The 21874-nt window shown below is 71.8% G+C and carries 25 protein-coding genes; 14 read left to right on the top strand and 11 right to left on the bottom strand.

All coding sequences use genetic code 11. From position 1 onward, the window contains the following. The first annotated feature begins 50 nt into the window (after nucleotides 1-50). The 4 genes from ACWCWD_RS32980 to ACWCWD_RS32995 all read left to right on the top strand — a co-directional run bounded on the left by ACWCWD_RS32980 (nucleotide 51) and on the right by ACWCWD_RS32995 (nucleotide 4691). Entirely contained in the window at nucleotides 51-1094 is a 1044-nt protein-coding gene (locus ACWCWD_RS32980; RefSeq protein WP_450778641.1) for a LacI family DNA-binding transcriptional regulator, read from the top strand. 134 nt (nucleotides 1095-1228) lie between these two features. Next, a complete protein-coding gene (locus ACWCWD_RS32985; protein WP_450778643.1) occupies nucleotides 1229-2458 on the top strand; it encodes a S1C family serine protease in 1230 nt (409 codons plus the stop codon). Between the two features lie 95 nt (nucleotides 2459-2553). Further along, nucleotides 2554-3282, top strand: a complete 729-nt coding sequence (locus ACWCWD_RS32990) for a response regulator transcription factor (protein ID WP_450778645.1) — start codon at nucleotides 2554-2556, stop codon at nucleotides 3280-3282. Further along, on the top strand, nucleotides 3279-4691 hold the full coding sequence (locus ACWCWD_RS32995) for a sensor histidine kinase (protein WP_450778647.1): 1413 nt from the start codon (nucleotides 3279-3281) through the stop codon (nucleotides 4689-4691). Before ACWCWD_RS32990 ends, ACWCWD_RS32995 begins: the two co-directional genes overlap by 4 nt. A gap of 99 nt (nucleotides 4692-4790) precedes the next feature. On the opposite strand, the gene ACWCWD_RS33000 is transcribed toward ACWCWD_RS32995, so the two are convergent. Further along, nucleotides 4791-6095, bottom strand: coding sequence for an eCIS core domain-containing protein (locus ACWCWD_RS33000; RefSeq protein WP_450778649.1), 1305 nt, complete (start codon nucleotides 6093-6095; stop codon nucleotides 4791-4793). A 398-nt stretch (nucleotides 6096-6493) separates the two neighbouring features. Next, entirely contained in the window at nucleotides 6494-7393 is a 900-nt protein-coding gene (locus tag ACWCWD_RS33005; protein WP_450778651.1) for an RNA polymerase sigma-70 factor, read from the bottom strand. 180 nt (nucleotides 7394-7573) lie between these two features. Here ACWCWD_RS33005 and ACWCWD_RS33010 point away from each other — a divergent pair, with 180 nt between their 5' ends. Further along, nucleotides 7574-8059 (top strand): carboxymuconolactone decarboxylase family protein, encoded by a 486-nt coding sequence (locus ACWCWD_RS33010; protein ID WP_450778653.1) that lies wholly within the window; start codon nucleotides 7574-7576, stop codon nucleotides 8057-8059. A gap of 321 nt (nucleotides 8060-8380) precedes the next feature. Here the strand turns inward: ACWCWD_RS33010 and ACWCWD_RS33015 are convergent, their stop codons facing one another. Next, nucleotides 8381-8509 (bottom strand): hypothetical protein, encoded by a 129-nt coding sequence (locus tag ACWCWD_RS33015; RefSeq protein WP_450778655.1) that lies wholly within the window; start codon nucleotides 8507-8509, stop codon nucleotides 8381-8383. Between the two features lie 230 nt (nucleotides 8510-8739). Between ACWCWD_RS33015 and ACWCWD_RS33020 the strand changes: the two genes are divergently transcribed. Beyond that, nucleotides 8740-9726: a class I SAM-dependent methyltransferase gene (locus ACWCWD_RS33020; protein WP_450778657.1), complete on the top strand. Its 987-nt coding sequence runs from the start codon at nucleotides 8740-8742 to the stop codon at nucleotides 9724-9726. 69 nt (nucleotides 9727-9795) lie between these two features. Here the strand turns inward: ACWCWD_RS33020 and ACWCWD_RS33025 are convergent, their stop codons facing one another. Further along, complete coding sequence (locus ACWCWD_RS33025; RefSeq protein ID WP_450778659.1) at nucleotides 9796-10380, bottom strand: hypothetical protein; 585 nt, start codon at nucleotides 10378-10380, stop codon at nucleotides 9796-9798. 175 nt (nucleotides 10381-10555) lie between these two features. Here ACWCWD_RS33025 and ACWCWD_RS33030 point away from each other — a divergent pair, with 175 nt between their 5' ends. Beyond that, a complete protein-coding gene (locus ACWCWD_RS33030; RefSeq protein ID WP_450778661.1) occupies nucleotides 10556-10927 on the top strand; it encodes an FKBP-type peptidyl-prolyl cis-trans isomerase in 372 nt (123 codons plus the stop codon). A gap of 114 nt (nucleotides 10928-11041) precedes the next feature. On the opposite strand, the gene ACWCWD_RS33035 is transcribed toward ACWCWD_RS33030, so the two are convergent. The 5 genes from ACWCWD_RS33035 to ACWCWD_RS33055 all read right to left on the bottom strand — a co-directional run bounded on the left by ACWCWD_RS33035 (nucleotide 11042) and on the right by ACWCWD_RS33055 (nucleotide 14174). Next, nucleotides 11042-11728, bottom strand: a complete 687-nt coding sequence (locus ACWCWD_RS33035; RefSeq protein WP_450778663.1) for a hypothetical protein — start codon at nucleotides 11726-11728, stop codon at nucleotides 11042-11044. A gap of 121 nt (nucleotides 11729-11849) precedes the next feature. Next, complete coding sequence (locus tag ACWCWD_RS33040; RefSeq protein WP_450778665.1) at nucleotides 11850-12257, bottom strand: RidA family protein; 408 nt, start codon at nucleotides 12255-12257, stop codon at nucleotides 11850-11852. Nucleotides 12258-12381: 124 nt separating this feature from the next. Then, nucleotides 12382-12813, bottom strand: coding sequence for a hypothetical protein (locus tag ACWCWD_RS33045; RefSeq protein ID WP_450778667.1), 432 nt, complete (start codon nucleotides 12811-12813; stop codon nucleotides 12382-12384). 301 nt (nucleotides 12814-13114) lie between these two features. After that, entirely contained in the window at nucleotides 13115-13309 is a 195-nt protein-coding gene (locus ACWCWD_RS33050; protein WP_450778669.1) for a DUF397 domain-containing protein, read from the bottom strand. A gap of 13 nt (nucleotides 13310-13322) precedes the next feature. Further along, a complete protein-coding gene (locus tag ACWCWD_RS33055) occupies nucleotides 13323-14174 on the bottom strand; it encodes a DUF5753 domain-containing protein (protein WP_450778746.1) in 852 nt (283 codons plus the stop codon). A gap of 252 nt (nucleotides 14175-14426) precedes the next feature. Between ACWCWD_RS33055 and ACWCWD_RS33060 the strand changes: the two genes are divergently transcribed. Beyond that, complete coding sequence (locus ACWCWD_RS33060; RefSeq protein ID WP_450778671.1) at nucleotides 14427-14867, top strand: ATP-binding protein; 441 nt, start codon at nucleotides 14427-14429, stop codon at nucleotides 14865-14867. Nucleotides 14868-14897: 30 nt separating this feature from the next. On the opposite strand, the gene ACWCWD_RS33065 is transcribed toward ACWCWD_RS33060, so the two are convergent. Both ACWCWD_RS33065 and ACWCWD_RS33070 read right to left on the bottom strand, forming a co-directional pair. Next, a complete protein-coding gene (locus ACWCWD_RS33065; RefSeq protein WP_450778672.1) occupies nucleotides 14898-15155 on the bottom strand; it encodes a hypothetical protein in 258 nt (85 codons plus the stop codon). A 124-nt stretch (nucleotides 15156-15279) separates the two neighbouring features. After that, on the bottom strand, nucleotides 15280-15474 hold the full coding sequence (locus tag ACWCWD_RS33070) for a DUF397 domain-containing protein (protein ID WP_450778748.1): 195 nt from the start codon (nucleotides 15472-15474) through the stop codon (nucleotides 15280-15282). 213 nt (nucleotides 15475-15687) lie between these two features. On the opposite strand from ACWCWD_RS33070, the gene ACWCWD_RS33075 reads away from it, so the two are divergent. The 6 genes from ACWCWD_RS33075 (at nucleotide 15688) to ACWCWD_RS33100 (ending at nucleotide 21873) form a co-directional block, all read left to right on the top strand. After that, nucleotides 15688-16632 carry a phosphotransferase family protein gene (locus tag ACWCWD_RS33075; RefSeq protein WP_450778674.1) on the top strand — a complete coding sequence of 315 codons (945 nt, stop codon included), beginning with the start codon at nucleotides 15688-15690 and terminating at the stop codon, nucleotides 16630-16632. A gap of 222 nt (nucleotides 16633-16854) precedes the next feature. Beyond that, the gene (locus ACWCWD_RS33080; RefSeq protein WP_450778676.1) at nucleotides 16855-18222 is read left to right on the top strand and encodes a CoA transferase; all 1368 of its coding nucleotides are present in this window, start codon (nucleotides 16855-16857) and stop codon (nucleotides 18220-18222) included. A 461-nt stretch (nucleotides 18223-18683) separates the two neighbouring features. After that, nucleotides 18684-19091 carry a hypothetical protein gene (locus ACWCWD_RS33085; protein ID WP_450778678.1) on the top strand — a complete coding sequence of 136 codons (408 nt, stop codon included), beginning with the start codon at nucleotides 18684-18686 and terminating at the stop codon, nucleotides 19089-19091. Nucleotides 19092-19301: 210 nt separating this feature from the next. Continuing rightward, the gene (locus tag ACWCWD_RS33090; RefSeq protein ID WP_450778680.1) at nucleotides 19302-20048 is read left to right on the top strand and encodes an ABC transporter ATP-binding protein; all 747 of its coding nucleotides are present in this window, start codon (nucleotides 19302-19304) and stop codon (nucleotides 20046-20048) included. Then, nucleotides 20045-21301, top strand: coding sequence for a DUF7224 domain-containing protein (locus ACWCWD_RS33095; protein ID WP_450778682.1), 1257 nt, complete (start codon nucleotides 20045-20047; stop codon nucleotides 21299-21301). Before ACWCWD_RS33090 ends, ACWCWD_RS33095 begins: the two co-directional genes overlap by 4 nt. Further along, nucleotides 21298-21873 carry a hypothetical protein gene (locus ACWCWD_RS33100; protein WP_450778684.1) on the top strand — a complete coding sequence of 192 codons (576 nt, stop codon included), beginning with the start codon at nucleotides 21298-21300 and terminating at the stop codon, nucleotides 21871-21873. The genes ACWCWD_RS33095 and ACWCWD_RS33100 overlap by 4 nt, the downstream gene beginning before the upstream one ends. Nucleotide 21874: the final 1 nt, after the last annotated feature.

The following is a 21874-nucleotide window of genomic DNA, read 5'->3' on the forward strand; positions in this document are numbered from 1 at the left end:
TGGTGGACGCGCGGGACACCCCTTGGTTCCATCCGCGTAGACTGCCGCGCGTGGCCAAGGTGACGCGGGACGATGTGGCAAGACTGGCGGGTACGTCGACCGCGGTCGTCAGCTACGTCATCAACAACGGACCCAGGCCGGTCGCCCCGGCCACCCGCGAGCGGGTACTCGCCGCCATCAAGGAGCTGGGTTACCGGCCCGACCGGGTTGCCCAGGCGATGGCGTCGAGGCGGACCGACCTCATAGGAATGATCGTCCCGGACGCCCGGCAGGCGTTCTTCGCGGAGATGGCGCACGCCGTCGAACAGGCCGCCGCCGAGCGCGGGAAAATGGTCCTCGTCGGCAACTCCGACTACCGCGACGAGCGCGAGGTCCACTACCTCCGGGCGTTCCTCGGCATGCGGGTCTCCGGGCTGATCCTGGTCAGCCAGGGCCCCAGCGAGCGGGCCGCGGCCGAGATAGAGGCGTGGGACGCCCGGGTGGTGCTGCTGCACGAGCGCCCCGAGGCCATCGACGACGTCGCGGTGGTCACCGACGACGTCGGCGGCGCCCAGCTCGCCACGCGCCATCTGCTGGAACACGGTTACGCGTACGTCGCCTGCCTCGGCGGCGTGGAGTCCACCCCGTCCGTCGGCGACCCGGTCGCCGACCACGTCGAGGGCTGGCGCCGGGCGATGCACGAGTCCGGCCGCTCCACCGAGGGCCGCCTCTTCCAGGCCCCGTACAACCGTTACGACGCCTACCAGGTGGCCCTCGGCCTGCTCGCCGGCCCGGACCGGCCGCCGGCGATCTTCTGCTCCACGGACGACCAGGCCATCGGCGTGCTGCGGGCCGCCCGCGAGCTGCGCATCGACGTGCCCGGCGAGCTGGCGGTGGCGGGCTTCGACGACGTCAAGGAAGCCGGGCTCACCGACCCGCCGCTGACCACGGTCTTCTCGGACCGCCCGGCGATGGCGCGCGCCGCCGTCGACCTGGTCCTCGACGACTCGCTGCGTGTCTCGGGCTCCCGGCGGGAGCGGCTGAAGCAGTTCCCGTCCGCGCTGGTGGTCCGCAGGTCCTGCGGCTGCGGGGAGCCCTCGGTACTGCGGCCGTAGGCGGTGTCCGGCGGATCGAGGCCGGACACACTCGACCGCGCCGGGTCAGGGGCTTATCCGGCCCCTACGAGGTTCTGCCCGCCTTCTCAGCGGGGGCTCAGGCTCTTCTCATGTTCCGCGGACACGCTTTCCTCATGACTGAGAGCCCCCGCCCGAGCGGCGAGTACCCGACGTATCCCACGTACGGCAACGACTCGTACGGCACCGAGTCGCACCCCGCGCAGGAGCCGGCAGCCGGCGGCGCGTACCCGCCGCCCCCGGCGTACGAGCCGGCCCAGCCGATCGCCATGGACCCGGGGACCACCGTGTGGCCGGGCGGCGCGGCGGGCGGCGCGGGCGGCGGCAGCGGTGCCGGGTTCTCGGACTTCCCGGAGTACGCGGGCTACCCCGCTCCCGCGCCGCTCCCCGAGAAGCCGGCGCGGAAGGTGAAGCGGCCCTACGCCCTGCTCGCGGCGGTCGCCATCGCGGCGGCGGCGATCGGCGGCGGCACCGCCACCCTGGTCGGCAACCTCTCGGACAACGGATCCGGCAGCACCAGCGCGAGCAGCGTCGTCAGCGGCACCACCGTCTCGGCGGGCAGCGCGGGCACGGTCGCCGGGGTCGCGGCGGCCGTCTCCCCCGCGATCGTCGAGATCGGCGCCACCTCCACGGCGGGCGACTCCACCGGTTCCGGTGTGGTCGTCACCTCGGACGGCGAGATCGTCACCAACAACCACGTGATCACCGGCGCCTCCGAGATCAAGGTGACCCTCTCCACCGGCAAGACCTACACCGCGGACGTGGTCGGCACCGACCCGGACAAGGACCTCGCCCTCATCAAGCTGGAGAACGCGAGCGGCCTGAAGACGGCCACCCTCGGCAACTCCTCCGACGTCGCGGTCGGCGACCAGGTCGTGGCGATCGGCTCCCCCGAGGGCCTGACCGGCACCGTCACCAGCGGCATCATCTCCGCGCTGGACCGGGACGTCACCGTCGCCAAGGAGGAGAGCGACTCCGCCTCCAGCGGCTCCGACTCCAGCGGCTCGGGCGGGTTCGGCGGCTTCGGCGGCGAGAGCCAGGGCGGCAGCGGCGGGCAGCAGTGGCCCTTCGAGTTCGGCGGCCAGCAGTTCAACGGCGACACCGGCTCCTCCACCACCACCTACAAGGCGCTCCAGACCGACGCCTCGCTCAACCCGGGCAACTCCGGCGGCGCGCTGATCAACATGAACGGCGAGATCATCGGCATCAACTCCGCGATGTACTCCCCCAGTTCGTCCAGCAGCACCAGCAGCTCCAGCGCCGGCAGCGTCGGCCTCGGCTTCGCCATCCCCGTCAACACGGTCAAGGCCGACCTGGAGACCCTGCGCTCCGGCGACGGCTCCTGATCACCGCCGAACCCCTGGTCCCACCGCCCGGCGTGCGAGGCTGAGACCACCCACAGCTGCGCCGCGCAGCCGAGCCGAGAAGAGGACGCCGAGCGATGAGCCCCGCCGAAGACGATCCGCAGCGCATCCTGATCGTCGACGACGAACCCGCCGTACGCGAGGCACTCCAGCGCAGCCTCGCGTTCGAGGGGTACGCCACCGAGGTCGCGGTCGACGGCTACGACGCCCTCACCAAGGCCGAGGCGTACCACCCCGACCTCATCGTGCTGGACATCCAGATGCCCCGGATGGACGGCCTCACCGCCGCACGCCGCATCCGGGCCACCGGGACCACCACGCCCATCCTCATGCTCACCGCCCGCGACACCGTGGGCGACCGGGTCACCGGCCTCGACGCGGGCGCCGACGATTACCTGGTCAAGCCCTTCGAGCTGGACGAGCTCTTCGCCCGCATCCGCGCCCTGCTGCGCCGCAGCTCCTACGCGGCGGCGGCGAGCACGGACATCACCGACGACGACGTGCTCTCCTTCGCCGACCTGCGCATGGACCTCGCCACCCGCGAGGTCACCCGGGGCAACCGCCCCGTCGAGCTGACCCGTACCGAATTCACCCTGCTGGAGATGTTCCTCGCGCACCCGCGCCAGGTCCTCACCCGCGAACAGATCCTCAAGGCCGTCTGGGGATTCGACTTCGAACCCAGCTCCAACTCCCTGGACGTGTACGTGATGTACCTGCGCCGCAAGACCGAGGCCGGCGGCGAACCCCGCCTCGTGCACACCGTGCGCGGGGTGGGGTACGCGCTGCGTTCCGGCGGTGAGGGGTGAAGCGCCTGGTGAACCGGCTCCGCACCCTGCCCCTCCGCTCCCGCCTCGCCCTGCTGGTCGCCCTCGCGGTGGCCGTCGCGGTCGCGGCGGTCGCGGTGGCCTGCTGGTTCGTGACCAAGCAGCAGCTGGAACACCGCATGGACGAGTCGCTGCGGAGCTCCCGGCTGGGCGACGACTCCGTCGGCGGCCTGCTCGCCTCCTGCAACAACGACAACCAGCAGCAGATGCCGCCCTTCGTGGGGGGCGTCTCCGTCCAGCTCATCGATTCGAGCGGCACCGTCTGCGCCGTCGACGACTCCGCCAAGCTTCCCGTCACCAGCGCCGACCGGGCGGTCGCCGAAGGCCGGGAGCGGTACGCCCTGCACACCGAGACCGCCGAGAACGGCGTACGGATGCGGGTCTACACCTACCACCTGCTCACCCGGCCCCCCACCGACACCGCTGTCACCATCGGCCGACCGATGAGCGAGGTCGACGACCCGCTCTCCGCGCTCGCCTGGCTGCTTCTCGCCGTCTCCGGGATCGGCGTCGTCGCCGCCGGGGCGGCCGGCATGTGGGTCGCGCGCTCGGGGCTGCGCCCGGTGGACGAACTGACCCTGGCCGTCGAGCACGTGGCCCGGACCGAGGACCTGACCGTCCGCATCCCGGTGGAGGGCGAGGACGAGATCGCCCGGCTGTCGCGCTCCTTCAACTCGATGACCGCCTCGCTCGCGACCTCCCGCGACCGCCAGTCGCAGCTGATCGCCGACGCCGGTCACGAGCTGCGCACGCCGCTGACCTCGCTCCGCACCAACATCGAGCTGCTGGCCCGCAGCGAGGAGACCGGCCGGGCCATCCCGCCCGACGACCGCAAGGCCCTGCTGGCCTCGGTCACCGCCCAGATGACGGAGCTGGCCGCGCTCATCGGCGACCTCCAGGAACTCGCCCGCCCGGACGCCGCCCAGCCCGGCCCGCTGGAGGTGGTGGGCCTGCACGACATCACCCGTACCGCCCTGCAACGCGCCCGGCTGCGCGGCCCCGAGCTGACCATCACCGCCGAGCTGGCCCCCTGGTACGTACGCGGCGAACCGGCCGCCCTCCAGCGGGCGATCGTCAACGTCCTGGACAACGCGGTGAAGTTCAGCCCGGCGCACGGGACCATCGAAGTGACGCTCGACCGGGGCGAGTTGAAGGTACGCGACCACGGCCCCGGCATCCCCGCCGACGACCTCCCGCACGTCTTCGAACGCTTCTGGCGCTCCCCCTCCGCCCGCCAGCTCCCCGGCTCCGGCCTCGGGCTGTCGATCGTCGCCCGCTCCGTCCAGCAGTCCGGCGGCGAGGTCGCGCTGCGCCCGGCCGAGGACGGCGACGGTACGGAGGCGGTCATCCGGCTGCCGGGGGCGCCCACGCCGCCGCCGGAGATCGTCTGAGGGGCGGGCCGGCCAGGGGGTGTCCGAGCTCGCCGCTTCGGAAACCCCCTGTGCGCGTGCTCCTGGCGGAACAGCGCACCGCCACGACCAACCGGGACGTCAGCCGAGACGCCAGTCGGGAAGTTCCAGGGGCGGGAGTTGCGGAGGCCCGGCGAGGCGGGCGGGTGCGGGGCGCGCGGTGACCTGGCCGGACGCGAAGTCGCCGCCCTGCCCTCTCCGGCGCAGCGTGCCCTGTTGCGGGCGTGCGGAGAATCCTGTGCTGGTTCCGGCGGACCGGAGTTCCTCGGACTTCGCGTCGTCCTTCTTCGCTATGTATCTGTTGGTGACGATGATGCCGACGTAGGACAGGCCCTGCATGATGGCACCCAGCGCGGACTGGACCGTCTTTCGGTAGCCTTCGAGGGTTTGGCTGTGGCCATAGGTGACCGAGCCGGCCAGGTTCAAGGCGCCGAAGAGGATTTTGACGTAACTGGGCACGTGATCGGGTTCGTTGTAGATCCGATAGCACGCCTTGACGATCTCACTCAGTCCCACCGCCCCGTTCAGTGCGACCCCGGCCGCGTAGATCTTGCCGCCCTCCGCGGTGACGAGAGCGTTGCCGATCCCTTGGACGATGAGCGGAGCGGCCTCGGGAAGTACTTCCGCCAGGAGTTTGAGGGCGGACACCAGGGCCCCGGACTCTCGCCCGTCGCTCCGTGCCACACCGCCTTCCTCCAGGTCGCCCGTGGGTACACGCTGGACCGACGGCCCGGCGTGTACGGACGGCGGTGCCGACCGTTCGCCGAACGCGCGCCCACCGCCGACGCGTTCACCGGCGCCCGCCGTCGGTGCCGGTACCTTCGCCAGGAGGTGGGCGTACGACTCCGCCTCGTTCTCGTGCCGGTCGCCCTGGGCGGAGACGCGCAGACCGGCGCCGTTGTCGGTGCCGGCGACCTGGCCACGCTGTTGCTGCCAGGTGTGGGTCAGCTCGTGCAGCAGGGTGTGTTCGTCCATGCCCTGCTCACCCGCCACGATGTGCCGGCCCGAGGTGTAGGCGCGGGCCCCGAGTTCGGCGGCCGAACGGTGCGCCTCGGGGCCGTCGTGCACCCGTACGTCGCCGAGGTCCGTACCCAGGCCCTGTTCGGCCTTGGCGCGGATGCGCGGGTCGACGGGGGCGCCGGGGGTACGGAGCACGTCGAGGACCGACGACCGTTGTACCGGTGTGCCGTGGTGGCATCCGGCACCGTGCTCGTGGTCCTGCCCCAGCGCCTTGGTCACGGCGGCGTTGCCCGCCAGGCGCTGGAGGTTCAGCACGGCCGCGGCGGTCGCGCCGACGGGTACGGCGCCCGGCCGGGCGCGGTGGTGCTGCGGGCGTAGCGGTGGGTTCCGGTCGGACTTGTCCGACGGTGTCTCGTGCGAGTGCACCAGGGTCCCTGCCCCTCATCTGGTCACGGGCGACGGCCCGTTCGGCCGTCGCTGTCCCGGGAGGGGAGGCGACAGGCCCGCGCCGGCACCGCCGATCCGTGTGGACGAGCGGGGTGAGCGGGGCGAGCAGGGTGACCGCGCAGTACGACGCGACGTGGGTTTCACGCACCACACCGTCCCGTGTGGGGTGCCACGCCGCAGCCGCCGCCGGTTACGCACCGCCGGTCCGCTCCCGGGTCTTCATCAGGTCGACAGTAGGAAGATCCAACTCTGTTGCCGTGCTGCCTTGACGCACCTCTGACGGATGGCACCGCAACGTTGACGCTTCTCTGACCCGGCCATGGGCCGGGCGCCCGCCGCCTCGGCCCCCGGTTCTCGTACTGCCGGCGGCCCAGGCGTCAGCGGCCCATCGCCGTCTCGCGGTCCATGCGTGACAGCTTCTCGGGATTGCGGACGGCGTAGAGGCCGGTGATGAGACCGGCGTCCAGACGGAGGGCCACGATCGTGTCTATCCGGCCGTCGCGGCGGATGATCAGGGCCGGGTGGCCGTTGACCAGGGTCGGTTGCAGCAGAGCGCCGCTGAGCCTGGCCAGGACCTCGGTCACGTCGGCCACGCCCACCACCGGTTCCACGGCGGCCCGGACGACTCCGCCGCCGTCCGTCAGGAGAACGACGTCCGGGGCGATCATGTCGAGGAGCGCCGTCAAGTCACCGGTTTCGATCGCCCGTTGGAAGGCGGCGAGGGCGTCGCGGGTCTGGGACGGGGAGACCGTCTCGCGAGGGCGGCGCGCGGCGACGTGGGCGCGGGCGCGGTGCGCGATCTGGCGGACGGCGGGCCGGGTCTTGTCGACAGCCTGTGCGATCTCGTCGTAGTCCAGGCCGAAGACGTCCCGCAGCACGAACACGGCACGCTCGGTCGGCGCGAGGGTCTCCAGTACGAGGAGCATCGCCATGGAGACGCTGTCCGCGAGTTCGACGTCCTCGGCCACGTCGGGTGCGACGAGCAGCGGCTCGGGCAGCCACGGGCCGACGTAGGACTCCTTGCGGCGGCGGAGTGTGCGAAGGCGGGTCAGGGACTGGCGGGTGGTGATGCGGACCAGGAAGGCGCGCGGGTCGCGGACCTCGGCGTGCTCGACGCCCGACCAGCGCAGCCACGTCTCCTGGAGGACGTCCTCGGCGTCGGCCGCCGAGCCCAGCATCTCGTAGGCCACCGTGAACAGCAGATTGCGGTGGGCGATGAAGCTGTCCGTGGCCGTGGCCGCCGCCGCCGAGTCGATACCGGTATCCCTGTCCACCATCGTCGATCCCCGACTTCCGTCCCGCTCGTGTGGTGCGTGTCGTACACGGGACGCCGCCGGACCCGGTTCCGTGACAGCCGCACCCCGTGACCCATGTCACATCCGCCCCCTGTCACGGGAGCGGGGCGGCCGGCACCTCATGGGCATCAGCCACCCGATTCCACGAGTGAGGAACCCGCGATGGAAACCCGTATGAACCTGTTCGACACCGAGCTCGGCACGAAGGTCGGCAAGCGGATCTACGCCGTCAGCCAGGTCATCCAGGAGTCGCCGCTGCCCAAGTCCACCCAGGAGTTGGTGCAGCTGCGAGCCAGCCAGATCAACGGCTGCGGCTTCTGTGTCGACATCCACGGCAAGGACGCCGCCGCGGCCGGCGAGGACCCGGCCCGGCTCGGCCTCGTCGCCGCCTGGCGGCATTCCACCGTGTTCACCGACGCCGAGCGGTCGGCGCTGGCCCTCACCGAGGAAGGCACCCGCATCATCGACGGATACGCAGGGGTCACCGACGAGACCTGGGCCCAGGTGCGCAAGCACTACGACGAGGAACAGACCATCGCTCTCGTCTCCCTCGTCGCCATGATCAACGCGACCAACCGGCTCGGCGTGATCCTCAACAACCAGGGCGGGTCCTACGCGCCCGGCGACCTGGCCGCCGTCGCCGGCTGACGCACCGGGGCCGGTCCCGGTCGAAGGACCGCGGCCGGTCCCGGTCGAGCGGGAGCGGGAGCGGTCGGGAATGGGGGCCTCCCCGCCGACCACCCCGCGTACCCGAGCCGGTGGTCGGAGTTACATCAAGAGCGGCACGTCTTGGGTAAGTTGGAGTGTGTAAGAGTGACAACACACCACCCGCAGAACCGACGAAGGTCCCGCTCCGGCCAGAGCGAGACCCTCGTCTTCGCAGTGCGCGAGCCCGGTCGCTCAGTGTGAGGCCGGGCTCGCTGCGTGCGCAGCTCCCCTTCGACCACGACCGTTCCCGCGGGTGGCCACTCAGTCGTGCTGAGTGAACTGCCCCACCAGGGCGATGATCGCCACCAGGATGCCCACCGCGGATAACCAGACCTGCGCCCGTTCGGCACCGGTCCACTTCCTGCGGGGCTTCTCCAGGTCGGAACTCACCCTCTACCTCCCTTTCATCCGAACCGGCGCCGGAGTGACGCCGGGGCCTTTGAACTCACGCCGAAACAGCGGGGGTTCAGGGGATTCCTGAGAGGTGAGGGCGATTGTACCGATGGTGTCCCGCGATCCATGCCGGATCGGCGCGACCGGCCGGAAGGGCCCTCGCCTCTCTCCGCGGGAGGCCGGGGCGCCCGGTGATCGCCGTACGGGGGTGGTATTCACTGGCCCTCATGAGTGACATCGAGCGTACGGCGAGCCGTACGGCGGTCCTGGTGTGCCAGGGCCGGGCGGCGGCAGACGGCAGGCTCGCGGCGGGTCGGTTCGCCGACCCGGTGGCGGTACGGCTGCTGCGCCCCGCCGAGCGGGTCCCCGTGGACGAGGTGCGCGCGGGCGCCCCGGGCGGGGCCGAGGACTGGAAGTCCCGTGCGGCGTACGAGAGCGTGCGGGCCTGCGCGGAGATCATGGTGCCGCGTACGGTCGCCCTCGACGACGCCTTGCGCGACCACCCGAATCCCCAGCTGGTGGTGCTCGGCGCCGGGCTGGACACCCGGGCGTGGCGGCTGCCGGAGCTCGCGGAGACGGACGTGTGGGAGGTCGACCACCCCGCGTCCCAGCAGGACAAGCGGGACCGCCTGGCCGACGCGGGCGCTACGGCCGACGGAGGCACCCCCGCCGACGCGGACCCCGCTGCCGACGCGGGCACCCTCCCCGCCACGGCTCGTTCCGTACGCTTCACCCCCGTCGACTTCGCCACCGACGACCTGGGCAGCGCGCTCCGGACCGCAGGTCACGACGCTTCCGTGCCGACGACCTGGCTGTGGGAAGGGGTCGTCCCGTACCTGACACGCGCCGAGGTACGGGCCACCGTGGCGGCGGTCGCCGGCCGCTCGGCACCGGGGAGCGCCCTGGTCCTCAACTACCAGGCCCCGTCGCCGAAGGCGTCCGTCGGCCGGCTGGTCGCCCGCGTACTGAGCAGCTCCCTCACCGCGAAGGAGCCCTGGCGCTCGCTGTGGAAGCCGCAGCGGATGGCGGCCCTCCTCGGTGACCACGGGCTGCGGGTCGTCTCCGACGAAGACCTGCTGACCGTCACGGAGCGCCTGGATACCGGCGCACGGGGACGCGCCTCGCTGCGTTCCGGCCGGGTCGCCGTAGCCGTCGTACGGCGCGGCGGGACGCCGACCGGCGGACCGGAGGGCGGGGAGCCCCGACTGCTGTAGAGGGCACTCCGCGCGACCGGGTCGGGTCCTGCGGTTCCGTCGGCTCGCGCCCACCGGAATCCGTGGGGCTCAGGTGTTGGCGGCGCCGTGGAGGAGGGCGTCGCCCTGGGGCAGCAGGTAGCCGATGTCGCGTTTCTGGGGCATCCGACCGGCCAACGTCGCCGCGTCGGCGCAGCCGGAGACCTCGTAGCCGATCACGCCCAGGCTGAAGGGCGCGCTCTCGAACGTCCTGGTCCCGACGGCGGCCAGCCACTCGTCCATCACGTCGGACCGGAAGAACGGCCGCCCGTCCCAGTAGGCGATTCCCGCGTGGTCCAGCGCCCCCAGGGGCACGTAGAAATCCAGCCAGTCGCTGCTGTCGTCACCGCCGCGGACCGCCACGCAGCCGCACACGGACATTTGGCCCGTCGGCAGCCGGACCTGACCACGGAGATGGCCGAACTCGGTCAGGGAGCCGACCGTGCAGGGAACGGACTCCTGCTCGCCGGGTTCACGGTCCGCACGGCCGACGCACCCCTGGACGTCCGCGGCGGACCACAGAGCGCTCAGCAAGGCCTGGAGGTGGGCGTCGTCGGTGGACCCCACCTCGATGGCCAGCTCGTAGTACCCGTCGGACCAGTTGGTCTGGTCCCGGAAGGCAGCAGGACTCGTCATGACGTGATCATGCTGCAGAATGCCGGTCCGGTGCCCCACGGGGTCCACCCTGCCCCGGGGGTGCCAGGTCCGGACGCCGGGCAGGTTCGGTAGCGTGATCACGACGCCGCACGGAGTGACCGTACGGCGCTTGATCGCCCCACCGGAGACTTCCGGCGGGCAGGAATGAGTGGCAATGAGCCTGGAGAAGCCCGAGATCGATTTCCCGATCGGCGACGCTCCCACGGAGCTGCAGATCGAGGACATCACCGTGGGCGACGGCCCCGAGGCGAAGGCCGGCGCCGTGGTCGAGGTCCACTACGTGGGCGTCACCTTCGAGACCGGGGAGGAGTTCGACGCCTCCTGGAACCGTGGTCAGGCGTTCCGGTTCCCCCTGGGCGGCGGCCGGGTCATCAAGGGCTGGGACCAGGGTGTCGAGGGGATGAAGGTCGGTGGCCGGCGCAAGCTCACCATCCCCGCGCACCTCGCCTACGGCAACCAGTCGCCCTCCCCGCTGATCCCGGCGGGATCGACGCTCATCTTCGTCGTGGACCTGCTCGGCGTCTGAGCCGGACCCGCTGTCCGGCCTCGCCGATCGGTGCACGACGGATCTGCGCGGATCGGAGCCGAGGCCGGGCAGCACCCTCGCCGAGCGGGCCCTGCCCCAGCCCCGCGTGACCGGTTACGGTCCGTCCGGCCCAGGGGCCCCTGGCAGTGGCGAGCCGGTGGCCAGTGGCGCGCCGATGGCCAGTGGATCGCCGATGGCCAGGCCCTCGTCGAGCCGGGCCACCAGCTCCCCGGCGAGAGCCGGAACATGGCGGGCGGCCCACTGCTCGGTGAGCGCGAGGAAGCCCCGCAGTTCCTCCCGCACGGTACGGAGGAGGTCCGGGAGCTCGCCCACCGCGATCTCGACGGGCTGCCCGGAAGACGCCTTCCCGGCGTCCCCGCCGTCCTGCCACAGCCGTACGACCTCGTCGGCGTGCTCAAGCCGTGGTGAAGGGTCGTGGCCGAGCCACACGGTTCCCCCGTCCGCGACGTCGAGCCACTCGCGCCAGTCCTCAAGGCCGCAGCAGCATCCGGGCCGGACGGTGACGCCGGTACGGGTGTCGTGGATGCTCAGCCCTCCCGGCGCGAGGACCTGGTCGGTCTCCAGCAGGCCTCGAACCGCCCCACCGGCATCGGTCGCGGGGATGTCGTCGTCGTCCGCCCGCGCGTTGTAGCCGGCCAGCACGGCCAGCGCGCTGCCGACTTCGAGCGAGGACATACGCCCCGACAGAGCCATGAACCGGTAGGGCGGCAGGTCGCCCACCGGCCAGAGCGAGAAGCCGGCGGTGTCCGAGGTTTCCAGGACTGCTTGAGCGATCAACACCGGGCCATTCTCGGCGCGTACGGGCCGGACCGCCGAGATTTTCTCCCGGGCTCCCGCTCCGAGGTACGGAGGCCCTCCCGGGGCCGTCCGCCCGGATCGTGCCGTGGCCCCGGACCACGACTCAGGAGTCGAGCACGGCCGCGACACCCTCGATCTCGACGAGTTGGTCCTCGTAACCGAGCACGGTGACACCCATCAAGGTGCTGGGGACGTCATGGTCGGCGAACACGTCCCGGACCACCCGCCAGGCAGCCACCAGGTCCTCCCGCCTGGCCGACGCGACGAGGACCCGGGTACTGATGACGTCCCGCAGTGACGCACCCGAGGCGGAGAGAGCGGCCAGCATGTTCTCCATGGCCTTCGCCGCCTGGCCCGCGTAGTCCCCGACCGCCGCTGTCGAGCCGTCGTCGTTCAGCGGACAGGCCCCGGCGAGGAAGATCAGGCGCGCCTCGGCGGGCGCCGTGGCCGCGTAGGCGTACTCGACGTCGGACAAGGAGGCGGAGCGGATCAGAGTGACGGCACGAGCCATGAGGTCGGGTCCTTTCCCATCGGATGCTGAGCGCGGACATCCTGCCAACGACCGGTTGGCTCCGCTTTCCCTTTTCGCCCCGCACCACGGCAAGGCGACGACCCCTGGCGAAGGCATCGGAGACTCAACGACGGCCGCGCGGGCCGACGTCATCGGGCAGCCCCAGCACCGCGTCCAGCCCCTCGCAACGGACGCCGGGGCCCACCTCCACACGGACGGCCCTGTCCGCCTCACCCCAGGGGCGTAACGCCCACTCGCTCCAGTTGTCCCCGTGCTGGAGCGTGAACCCGCACGCCTCGCCCCGGTGGAGCGCGCCGAGGGCCCCGATACAGCCGCCGCCCTCGTCCCAGCGCCGGGCCTGTACCTCTTCGCCGGGCGGGAGGTGGGTGGCGATCGCACGCACCTGGTCCCGGACCCAGCGGATCGCCTCCAGCGCGGTCCCGGTGGTGCAGTGCGCGGCGTCCACGATCTGGTCGGCCTCGACCGTGCTGTAGGTGACCCGTTCGCAGCGGAAGAGGCTCGGCGGCGATACGGCCGGGGGTTGCGAGTCGTGCACGGGGTGGCCTCCTTGTCGGCGCCGAGAACGCCCCCGCCTGCAACCGGCGTGACGAGCCGCAGAGCAGGGGCGCACGGGCCCATCTCCCTCAACAGGCGCAGTTGTCAAGGAAGTTGGCCGCCCTACGAGCGACGGCCGGGCGGTACGAAGCTAGCGCCTGACGCACCCTCGTATCAAGAGTTTGACGTCTAACGAGTGAACCTCGCAGTGCTACACATGTTGTACGAAAATCGAAAGCGGCCCCCACCTGCGCCGGTGAGGGCCGCCCGAAGCGCGTACCGCGATGAGACCAGTGGCGCGATCACGCCAGGTCGTCGAACTCGCCTTCCTTCGCGCCGCCCAGGAAGGCCCGGAGCTTGACGCGCGTCGTCCGGACGACCACGTCCGGGTTGTCGCTCTCGCGCAGCAGGATCTCGCCCTCGTGCTCGGCCAGCTCCAGGCAGGCATTGCCCTCGGCACCCGACGACTTCGTGGACTTGCGCCACTGAATTTCCATGGTTCTCACGCCTTCACACTTCTGATGCGATCTTTCGAATGAAGTCTCTGGACTCCTCCCGCCCGAGCGCCAGCTCCTCCACTCGGTCGAGCGCGGCACGGTAGTTAACGAGCCGGGTCTCGGCATCCAGGAATGCGGGCCCTGTCGCCGTGTCCATCTGCACGGTATCCAGCTGTGGAACCGGGCCGTAGACGTATTGTGTCGCGCTGCCGGTCTCTGGGAAGCCGCCCGCAGCGAAGGGAACCACCTTGACGGCGACGTTGTCCCGCTCCGACTCCCGAAGCAGATGATCGAGCTGGGCACGAGCGACCTGGGAGTTTCCGAACACCATCCGGAGGGCCGCCTCGTGGATCAGGAAGGTGCACATGGGCGGCACTTCCCGGTCAAGGACGTCTCGACGCTTCAGTCGATGCGAAAGCAGCCGCCGGCGGCGAGTCGGGCTCACACGCGGCACGGCTTCGTCGAAGACGGCGCGGGCGTAATCCTCCGTCTGGAGGAACCCGGGCATGTACATCAACTGCACCGCACGGATTCCAACCGCGTGATGCTCCAGCTCCGCAAGATCCAGTGCCCCACTGATGAATTCACCCCGATACTCCTCCCACCAGCCCTTGACCCGCTCCTCTGCCATCGCCGCCAGAGCCTCCACGTAGGCGGCGTCAGGACACCCGTAGCTACCAGCCCAATGCCGAACCCGCTCGCCACTCACCCCGAAGCGCCCGGATTCCGTGTTGCTGATGGCGGTACGGTCCGTACCGAGCAAGGTCGCCGCCTCGGCCAGGGCGAGCCCCGCTTGCTGACGCATCTTGCGCAGCTCGATCCCCACGCGGCACTGCCGGGCCGTGGGCGCCTTTCTCGGTGGCATCACGCTCTCCTCTGGTCGGCTCACAGTCTCGCTGGCGGCCTCACCGTAATCCATTCGGTCACTTAATGATCCGATTGCGGTGCACAAGTGAGACTGCGCGCTAGTGTCTCCTCACAGCACCGGCTTTCAGGTCGAAGAGCCCGAAGTGCAGCCGTACACGGACGCCTTGAGGGCGTTCCAGGTTACGGCCATCGCCACGGACCCCTACCGGTGCGAGCGCCACCCACCCGACAGCGACGGGAGTACGCACACATGACCACCGCCACTCCGGCCTCCGCCCCGCCCGACCCGCTCGGCGGCGAGCGCTACCGGCTCACGCTGCCCAACACCGCGTCGGCAGCCCGTATCGCGCGGGATTTCGTCGCCTCGCTGCTGGAACGGGATCAGCGCGGCGGGCTCGTGGACGACGCGCGCCTCTGCGTCACGGAGCTGGTCACCAACGCGTACCGGCACACCAGTTCGTCACTGGTTCGAGTGCATGTGGCGGTGAACCGGAAGCGGGTCACCGTCTCCGTCGCGGACCACGATCCGCGTACCGTCCAGGCGCTCGCCGCCCAGCGGCCCAACTCCGAACAGCAATGCGGGCGTGGGCTGTTGATCGTGGAGAACCTGGCGCTCGCCTGGGGCACCTATTCGCTCGACAGCCATCTGCCCGGCCACAAGGCCGTGTGGTTCACCCTCGGGCGTACGTAGTAATCGGCCCCGGCGGCGGACGGGGCCGGATCAGGGGCTCGGCGGCAGACCGTGATCGGCCACGCGAGCCCCATCAGGACCGGAACGGCCCCGCGTCGCGCTCAGCAGCCCCACCAGCCCACCCACGGCCGGCCCGACGCATCCCACGACCACGAACACCACGGGGATGTCAGGTACGAGACGGGTCAGGGCGAAGAATCCCGCCAGCACCACCAACTGGGCCGACACGTAGACCGTCACCTTGCGCCGCACACTCCAGGCGCGCACACCCGCCAGACCTGCTCGCACCGCTGCCCCCTCCGCCGTATCGGCGAACCTTCTCCGCACCGGCACCTCGACCCGAGGTCCAGGAAGAGAGGCTAGTGAGCAGCGTGCATCCAGCCACCAAGCTCAGCACGAAGCAAGGCCGACATCACATCAGGTCGTCGAACTCGCCGTCCTTCGCGCCTTCCAGAAAGGCGCGAAGCCTGGCGGGGGTGGTGTGCAGCACGCCCCCCGGATCGTCGCTCTCCCGCAGCAGGACCTCGCCATCGACCGCCGCGAGCTCCAGGCACTCACCGTCCTCCGCCCCTGACGATTCGGAGGACTTGCGCCACTGGATCTCCATCACCCTCATCCCCCTCGGAAGAACCGGCACGGCAAGCCGCATCCGCCGTGGCAGCGCACAGCGACAGCGCGCCGCAGGGTCAGTCTGCCGACCCGGAGCCCGCAGAAAACCGCCCGAAGCGAAACAGGACAGCCCCCAACCGAAGCCGCCCGGTTTTCGCCCCTCCCCTCCCCTCCCCTCCCCTCCCCTCCCCCTCTCAGCGAGGTGCACCCCATGCCCCAGCCCCCACCCCCACCCCCCGGCCGCCTGCGGTGGGCCGACGTTCCCGCCCCGCTCCGGGCCCGCCTGGAGGCGGCGCTCGGTGGGGCGGTGGCTGAAGTCCGTACACCTGACGGCGGGTTCGGCCATCAGCTCGCCGCCGCCCTGCTCCTGGAGAACGGCCGGAGGTTCTTCGTGAAGGCCGCTCCGGACGAGGACCCGCTGACCGTCGGCAACCTTCACGAGGCGGCCGTGCTGGGCGCGTTACCGCCCAGGGCCCCGGCACCGGCGCTCGTGGATGTCCATCACCGGGCCGGGTGGACGGCGGTGGTCGTCGCGCATCTCGACGGGCCGCACCCCGACCTCTCCCCCTACTCGGGCGACGTCACCGTGGTCCGGGACCTCCTGGCCGAGCTCACCGCGGATCCCGCTCCCGCCGCGTACCGCGCGGCCGTCGGGAGCGCGCCCTCCGGCGTGGCCCGGCTCCACGGCTGGGACGTGCTGCTGGCCGACCCTCCCGACGACCTGCCCGTCGAACTCCGGGCCCTGCTGCCCCTGCTGGCCGCGGTGGAGGCGCGGTGGCCCTCGTCGGCCGGCGGTGACCGGATCGTCCACGGCGACCTGCGGGCCGACAACATGGTGCGCGACCGGTTCCGAGGGGTCATGTTCGTGGACTGGGCCCACGCCACCACCGGACCGGCCTGCGTCGACGCCGTCTCGCTCGCCCCGCAGCTCGTCCTCGCCGGACACGAACCCGCGACCGTCGCCCGGCTCCTGGACGAACACCCGGCGGTGACCGCCGCCCCGGAGGCCGCATCCGCGTTCCTCGCCGCGCTCTGCGGCCATTGGCGCCTGAACGCCCGCAGGCCCGCGCCACCGGGCGCACCCGGACTCCGCCCGTACCAGAACCGGGCGGCGGCGGCCGGTCTCGCCGTGCTGCTGCACCGCCTGCGGCGGTGACCGGACCAGGCTGAACAGGCCCGGCCGAGCGGACCCCGGTCGAGCCGCACCGAAGGCCCTACCCCTCGGGATCTTGACAAATGGGGGCGACTCACCCCAGGAAGGCACTTCCGATGTTCACGTCCCTTTCAACCAACTCCCTTGGTGCGCGGCCGACATCGCCGCACACGTCACCCCTCGCGTCACCCCTGGCCGCACATCCCCCTGTCGCACAATGGCCCGATGACCGAAACCGAGAACGCCGCTGTCGCACACGCCTGGGCCGCTCTGGGAGGCCGGGACGACCTGGTGACGGGCGTGTCCTACGTCGGGGCCGGCGAAGTCCTGCCGTCCCGTCTGCCGGTGCGGGAGCTCGCACGCGCCACGGTGGGCGCCGCCTCGCTGGCGGCGGCCGAGCTGCTGGCTCTCCGCAACGACGTGCCGGTGCCCGCGGTACGGGTGCACGAGGGGGCGGTGGCCACCGCGTTCGTCAGCGAACGCCATCTGAGGATGGACGGCCTGACGTCCCCCTCCTTCGCCCCGCTGTCCGGGTTCTGGCAGGCGGCCGACGGATGGGTGCGCACCCACGCCAACTACCCTCACCACCGCGAGCGGTTGCTCCGCGCGCTCGGCATCGCGGACACCGGGCGGGACCAGGACCTCGTGGCGACGCTCACGAAGGAGCTGGCGTCGCGCCCGGCCCGGGAGATCCAGGAAACCGTCTACGCCGCGGACGGAGTGGCCGTGGCCGTGGCGTCCGAGCCCGCCCCGGCGGGTCACCCCCTGGTCGAGCGGAGGCGGGTGGACGGAGGCGGCCCCCGGCCCCTGGCCCCGGCGTCCCTCCCGGCCGAAGGGGTGCGGGTCCTCGACCTCACCCGGGTCACCGCTGGGCCGGTCGCCTCCCGCACCCTCGCGCTGCTGGGCGCCGACGTGCTGCGGGTCGACGCCCCCTGGCTCCGGGAGGACGAGAAGGCGCACGCCGACACCGGTCAGGGCAAGCGCTCCACCCTGCTGGACCTCGCCGCCCCCGAGGACGGCCGGGCCTTCGAGGAGCTGCTCGCCGAGGCGGACGTGGTGGTGACCGCCTACCGCCCCGGCGCGCTGGACCGGCACGGGCTGAGCCCCGACGCGCTCCTCGCCCGGCGCCCCGGCCTGATCGTCGCCCAGATCTGCGCCTGGGGATGGCACGGCCCCTGGGCGGACCGCCGGGGCTTCGACAGCCTGGTCCAGGCCGGTACCGGCATCTCCACGATCGAGGCGACGGCCGACGGCCGCCCCGGCGCGCTGCCCGCGCAGGCGCTGGACCACGGCACCGGTTACCTGCTCGCCGCCGCGGTCCTCCGCGCGCTGAGCGACCGCCGGACCGACGGCGGCGGACGGCACCTCCGCTTCTCCCTGGCCGGCACCGCGGCCTGGCTGATGCACGGCATCGCCCCCACCCCCGTGCACGGTGGGCCGGGCGACTACGACCCCGAGGCATGGCTCACCGACACCCCGTCGGCCTACGGGCTGCTGCGTCACGCCGTACCCCCGGTCGGCTACGACGGTGCTCCCGCGACGTGGCGCCGTCCGCCCACCCGTTGGGGCTCCGACCGGCCGAACTGGGCCTGAACGAGGGCCGATGGCCCTGCCGCACCCGATCCGCTCCCACCCGGAGCGGGTCCTCGGCGGGGCGGTCGGCCGACGCACCGGCCGGGCCCGTGCGCCGGGTGGCGCGCACCCGGCGCGCAACGGCGCGTATCGGAGTCGTAATCCGGTATTCCGCCCCACCGTCCCGCAGCCGTGCGAGATACTCCGCATGTCGGAGCCCGGGCGAATGAGAACAGGAATACGCCCTACCGATTCCGGTTCAAGAAACCCCGTCTCCGGAGTCGTTCCATCCGCTCCCCCACCGGTGATCCTCCGGTTTTCCGGCTCCTCGGCACTTCGCGCCACCATGGCCCGATAGGGCGTCGGCGAGAAACGGACAAGCTCGGAAAGGACGTTGTTTCCGAGCTCGGCGCGTACCTAACATGCGCTGTCCGTGCAGGAACAACGGGAGGAAGCACATGAGATCTTCGCGATTAGCGTCCATGCGTGATTCCGGTCGCCGCATAGGCATCGCCGTTCTCGGCGCCACCGCCGTCCTCGGCTTCGTCGCCTCGCCCGCCGAGGCGTCGAGCTACACCAGCTATCTGTCGAACGCCGGCCCGGGATTCGAGTCCTCCCGGTGGAACGACAGCGGCGGAACCACCGTCATCAAGTTCACCGGCTGCCGCGACAACTACACCGACACCGGGATGCACATCCTGCTCCGCAAGGACGTGCTCGGTGTGGACCCGGCGTACGTCAACGGGTACTTCACCAACTGCTTCACCAGCTCCACGGCCGTGTCCACCGGCACCTGGGTGGACCACGGCTCGGGCGAGTACTACTTCGTCGTCAACTCCGCCATGGTGGGCGTCAACGTCTGGGTCAACTCGCTGACCATCTCGTACTGACGGTCACGTACGGGTAGCCATCTACGGGCGGTCACCCACGGGCGGTTACCCACGGGCGGTCACCCACCTGCGGGCACGCGCTGAACCCGGCGCGCCGAACGCCACCGCTTACCGCGCTCTCTCCGTCCTCCGCCCGTCGCGCGGTGGTGGGCCCGCCGTCCCGGGGCCCACCACCGCGCACGGGCCCCTTCCAGCTCATGAGAGAAGTCCATGCCCCTGCACTACCAGTCCTGCACGTTCCGCTACGGCCGCAGGTCCCGGCCGGTCCTCGACCGGCTCGACCTCGCCTTTTCGCCCGGCCACACCGTCCTCCTCGGCCCCAACGGGGCCGGCAAGAGCACCCTGCTCGCCCTGGGGGCCGGCGCGTACCGCCCGCTCGCGGGGAACGTACGGTACGACCGGCTCGATCCCTCCGAGCGGAGCCAGGCCAACGAATACCGGAAGAAGGTCTCCTGGCTGCCCCAGCACCCCGGATTCCTCTCCGGACTCACCTGCCGCGAGCACGTGGCACATGTCGGATGGCTCAAAGGAATGCGGGAACGCGACGCCTGGCAGGCGGCGGCGAAAGCGATCGACACGGTCGGACTCGCGGAAAAGGCCGACCACAGGACCAAGACATTGTCCGGCGGCCAACGGCAACGGATCGCCATCGCCCAAGCACTCGTCCACGACGCGGAATTATTACTCCTGGACGAACCGACCGCCGGACTCGACCCGCAACAACGGCGACGCTTTCTCGACGTTCTGATCCAATTACGCGGCCGGGTCCACGTCATCGTCTCCACCCACGACATCACCGATCTGGACGAGGCGTTCGACGAAGTCGTCGTCCTCGAAACGGGGAAGCCCCGATTCCGGGGCACCGTAGGGGAATTCGAGGCGCACGCCGCACCGGACTGCGCCCCGGGCCGACGCCTGGAGAGCGCGTACGCCTCGTTCCTGGAGGCCGGCGAATGAGGGTCTCCTGGGCGAACCTGCGCTCCTCCTCCGCGCCCTGGCTGCTCCTGCCCGTCCTGGTCTACGCCGCCCTGTACATCGACGACGCCGTCTTCACCGAACCGTCGGAGTACGGAGTCGAATCCGGCGAACTCGCCGCCCGCGCCCTGGTGGTGATCGCCCCCGCCGTGGCCGCCGCCGCCGCGTGGGAGGCCGGACGCCACCGCGTCCTGCGGGCCCTCGACAGCACCGCCCGCCGCGGACCGGTACGCCGGTTCCTGCGGTCCGCGTCCCCCGTCCTCGCCCTGCTGCTCGTCCTCGTCGCCGGGTCGCTCGCGATCGCCCACCACGAGACCGGTGTGTTCCCCGGCGGGGCGGCCGGATGGCTCGCCGTCGCCCACCTCCTCGTGGTCCCCCTCGGCTGGCTCCTCATCGGCCGCAGCCTCGGCGGCGTCGCCCCCGCGAGCATCACCGCACCCGCGGTCGCCCTCGCCTGCTGGGCCTGGCTGTCGATACCGCTCTCCATGCGCGCCCTCTGGGTACGGCACCTGGGCGGCTACAGCGACCAGATGTCGAGCATCACCGACCTGCGCTCCCCCGCCGCCTACCTGGTGCCCTGGGGCGTCGTCGCCGGACTGGTACTCGCCTGCCAGGCCGCCACCACGCTGCGCCCCCGCCCGCTCGCCGCGGTGGCCGCCGTCGCCCTCGTGGCCGCCACCCTCGTCACCGGCCGGGCACTGGTCACCGACTGGGGCGACACCGCCCCCTCCACCCCCCGCTCCACCGCCCTGACCTGCGTCGGATCGGCGCCCCGGGTCTGCGTACCGCCGGAGTACGCCCCGCACGCCGCGACGATCCGGGACGAGGTCCTGGAGCCGGTCCGCCGCCTCGCCGCCGCCGGGATACCCGCACCCCGCGAACTGCGCATCGCCTCCGCCGAACTGCCGCTCGCCCCGGGCACCTGGCCGCTGTACTGGTCGCCGCCCCCGCGCGAAGGCCGCCCCTCCCCCGACGAGTACGCGGCCAACCTCGCGGAATCCGCCGTCACCGGCACCGCCGCGGCCGCCGGGCGCACCGACTGCCGCCGGCCCGGATCGACCGCAGCCGCCTGGGCCGCCCTCGTCGACGGCGTGGACGCGCAGTCCGTACAGGCGGCGCTGCCGCCCCCCGAATGGGAAGCGCTCCAGAAGGTCCGGGCCCGGCCCGCCGCCGCCCAGGCCACCTGGTTCACCGACGCCGCGGTCAGCGGGCGGCACTGCCAGGCCGTCTCATGAACCGCCACACGCTCGCCGTGAGGCAGTGGTGGGTCCTGCCGGTGGCCCTCGCCCTCCTCGTCCTCGTGTGCAAGACCGCGGGCACGGTCGAGGTACCCGTCCCGAGCCTCACCGACGGCCTGAACGGCGCCCCGCTCGCCCACTTCACGCCCCTGCTCGCGGTCATCGCCGTCATGTACTGCCTGGAACGACGGCTGGCCGAACCGGAGATCACCGCGGTGGTACCGGTACGGCTGCTGGACCAGGCGGCCGTCCTGCTCACCGGCGCGCTGGCGCTGGCCGCCGGGGCGTCGGCGGGCATGACCACCGCCCGCAACGTCCTCGTGCTGCTCGCCCTCGCGCTCCTCGCCCGGCGGGCCGCCAACGAGGCGGCGGGCACCGCGGTGGCGCTGCTGTACCTCGTCGTCGACCTCGCACTCGGGCGGACCCGCACCCCGGACGGCCTCGACGCCCACACCTGGTGGGCGCTGACCCTCTACCCGGCCTCCAGCCCGGGGGCTTGGGCCGTCTGCACGGCCGCCCTCCTCCTCGCCCTCACGGTCGCCTTCCCCCGGTACGCCTCGGGACGGTGAG

It is taken from the genome of Streptomyces sp. NPDC001493, from assembly GCF_053597235.1.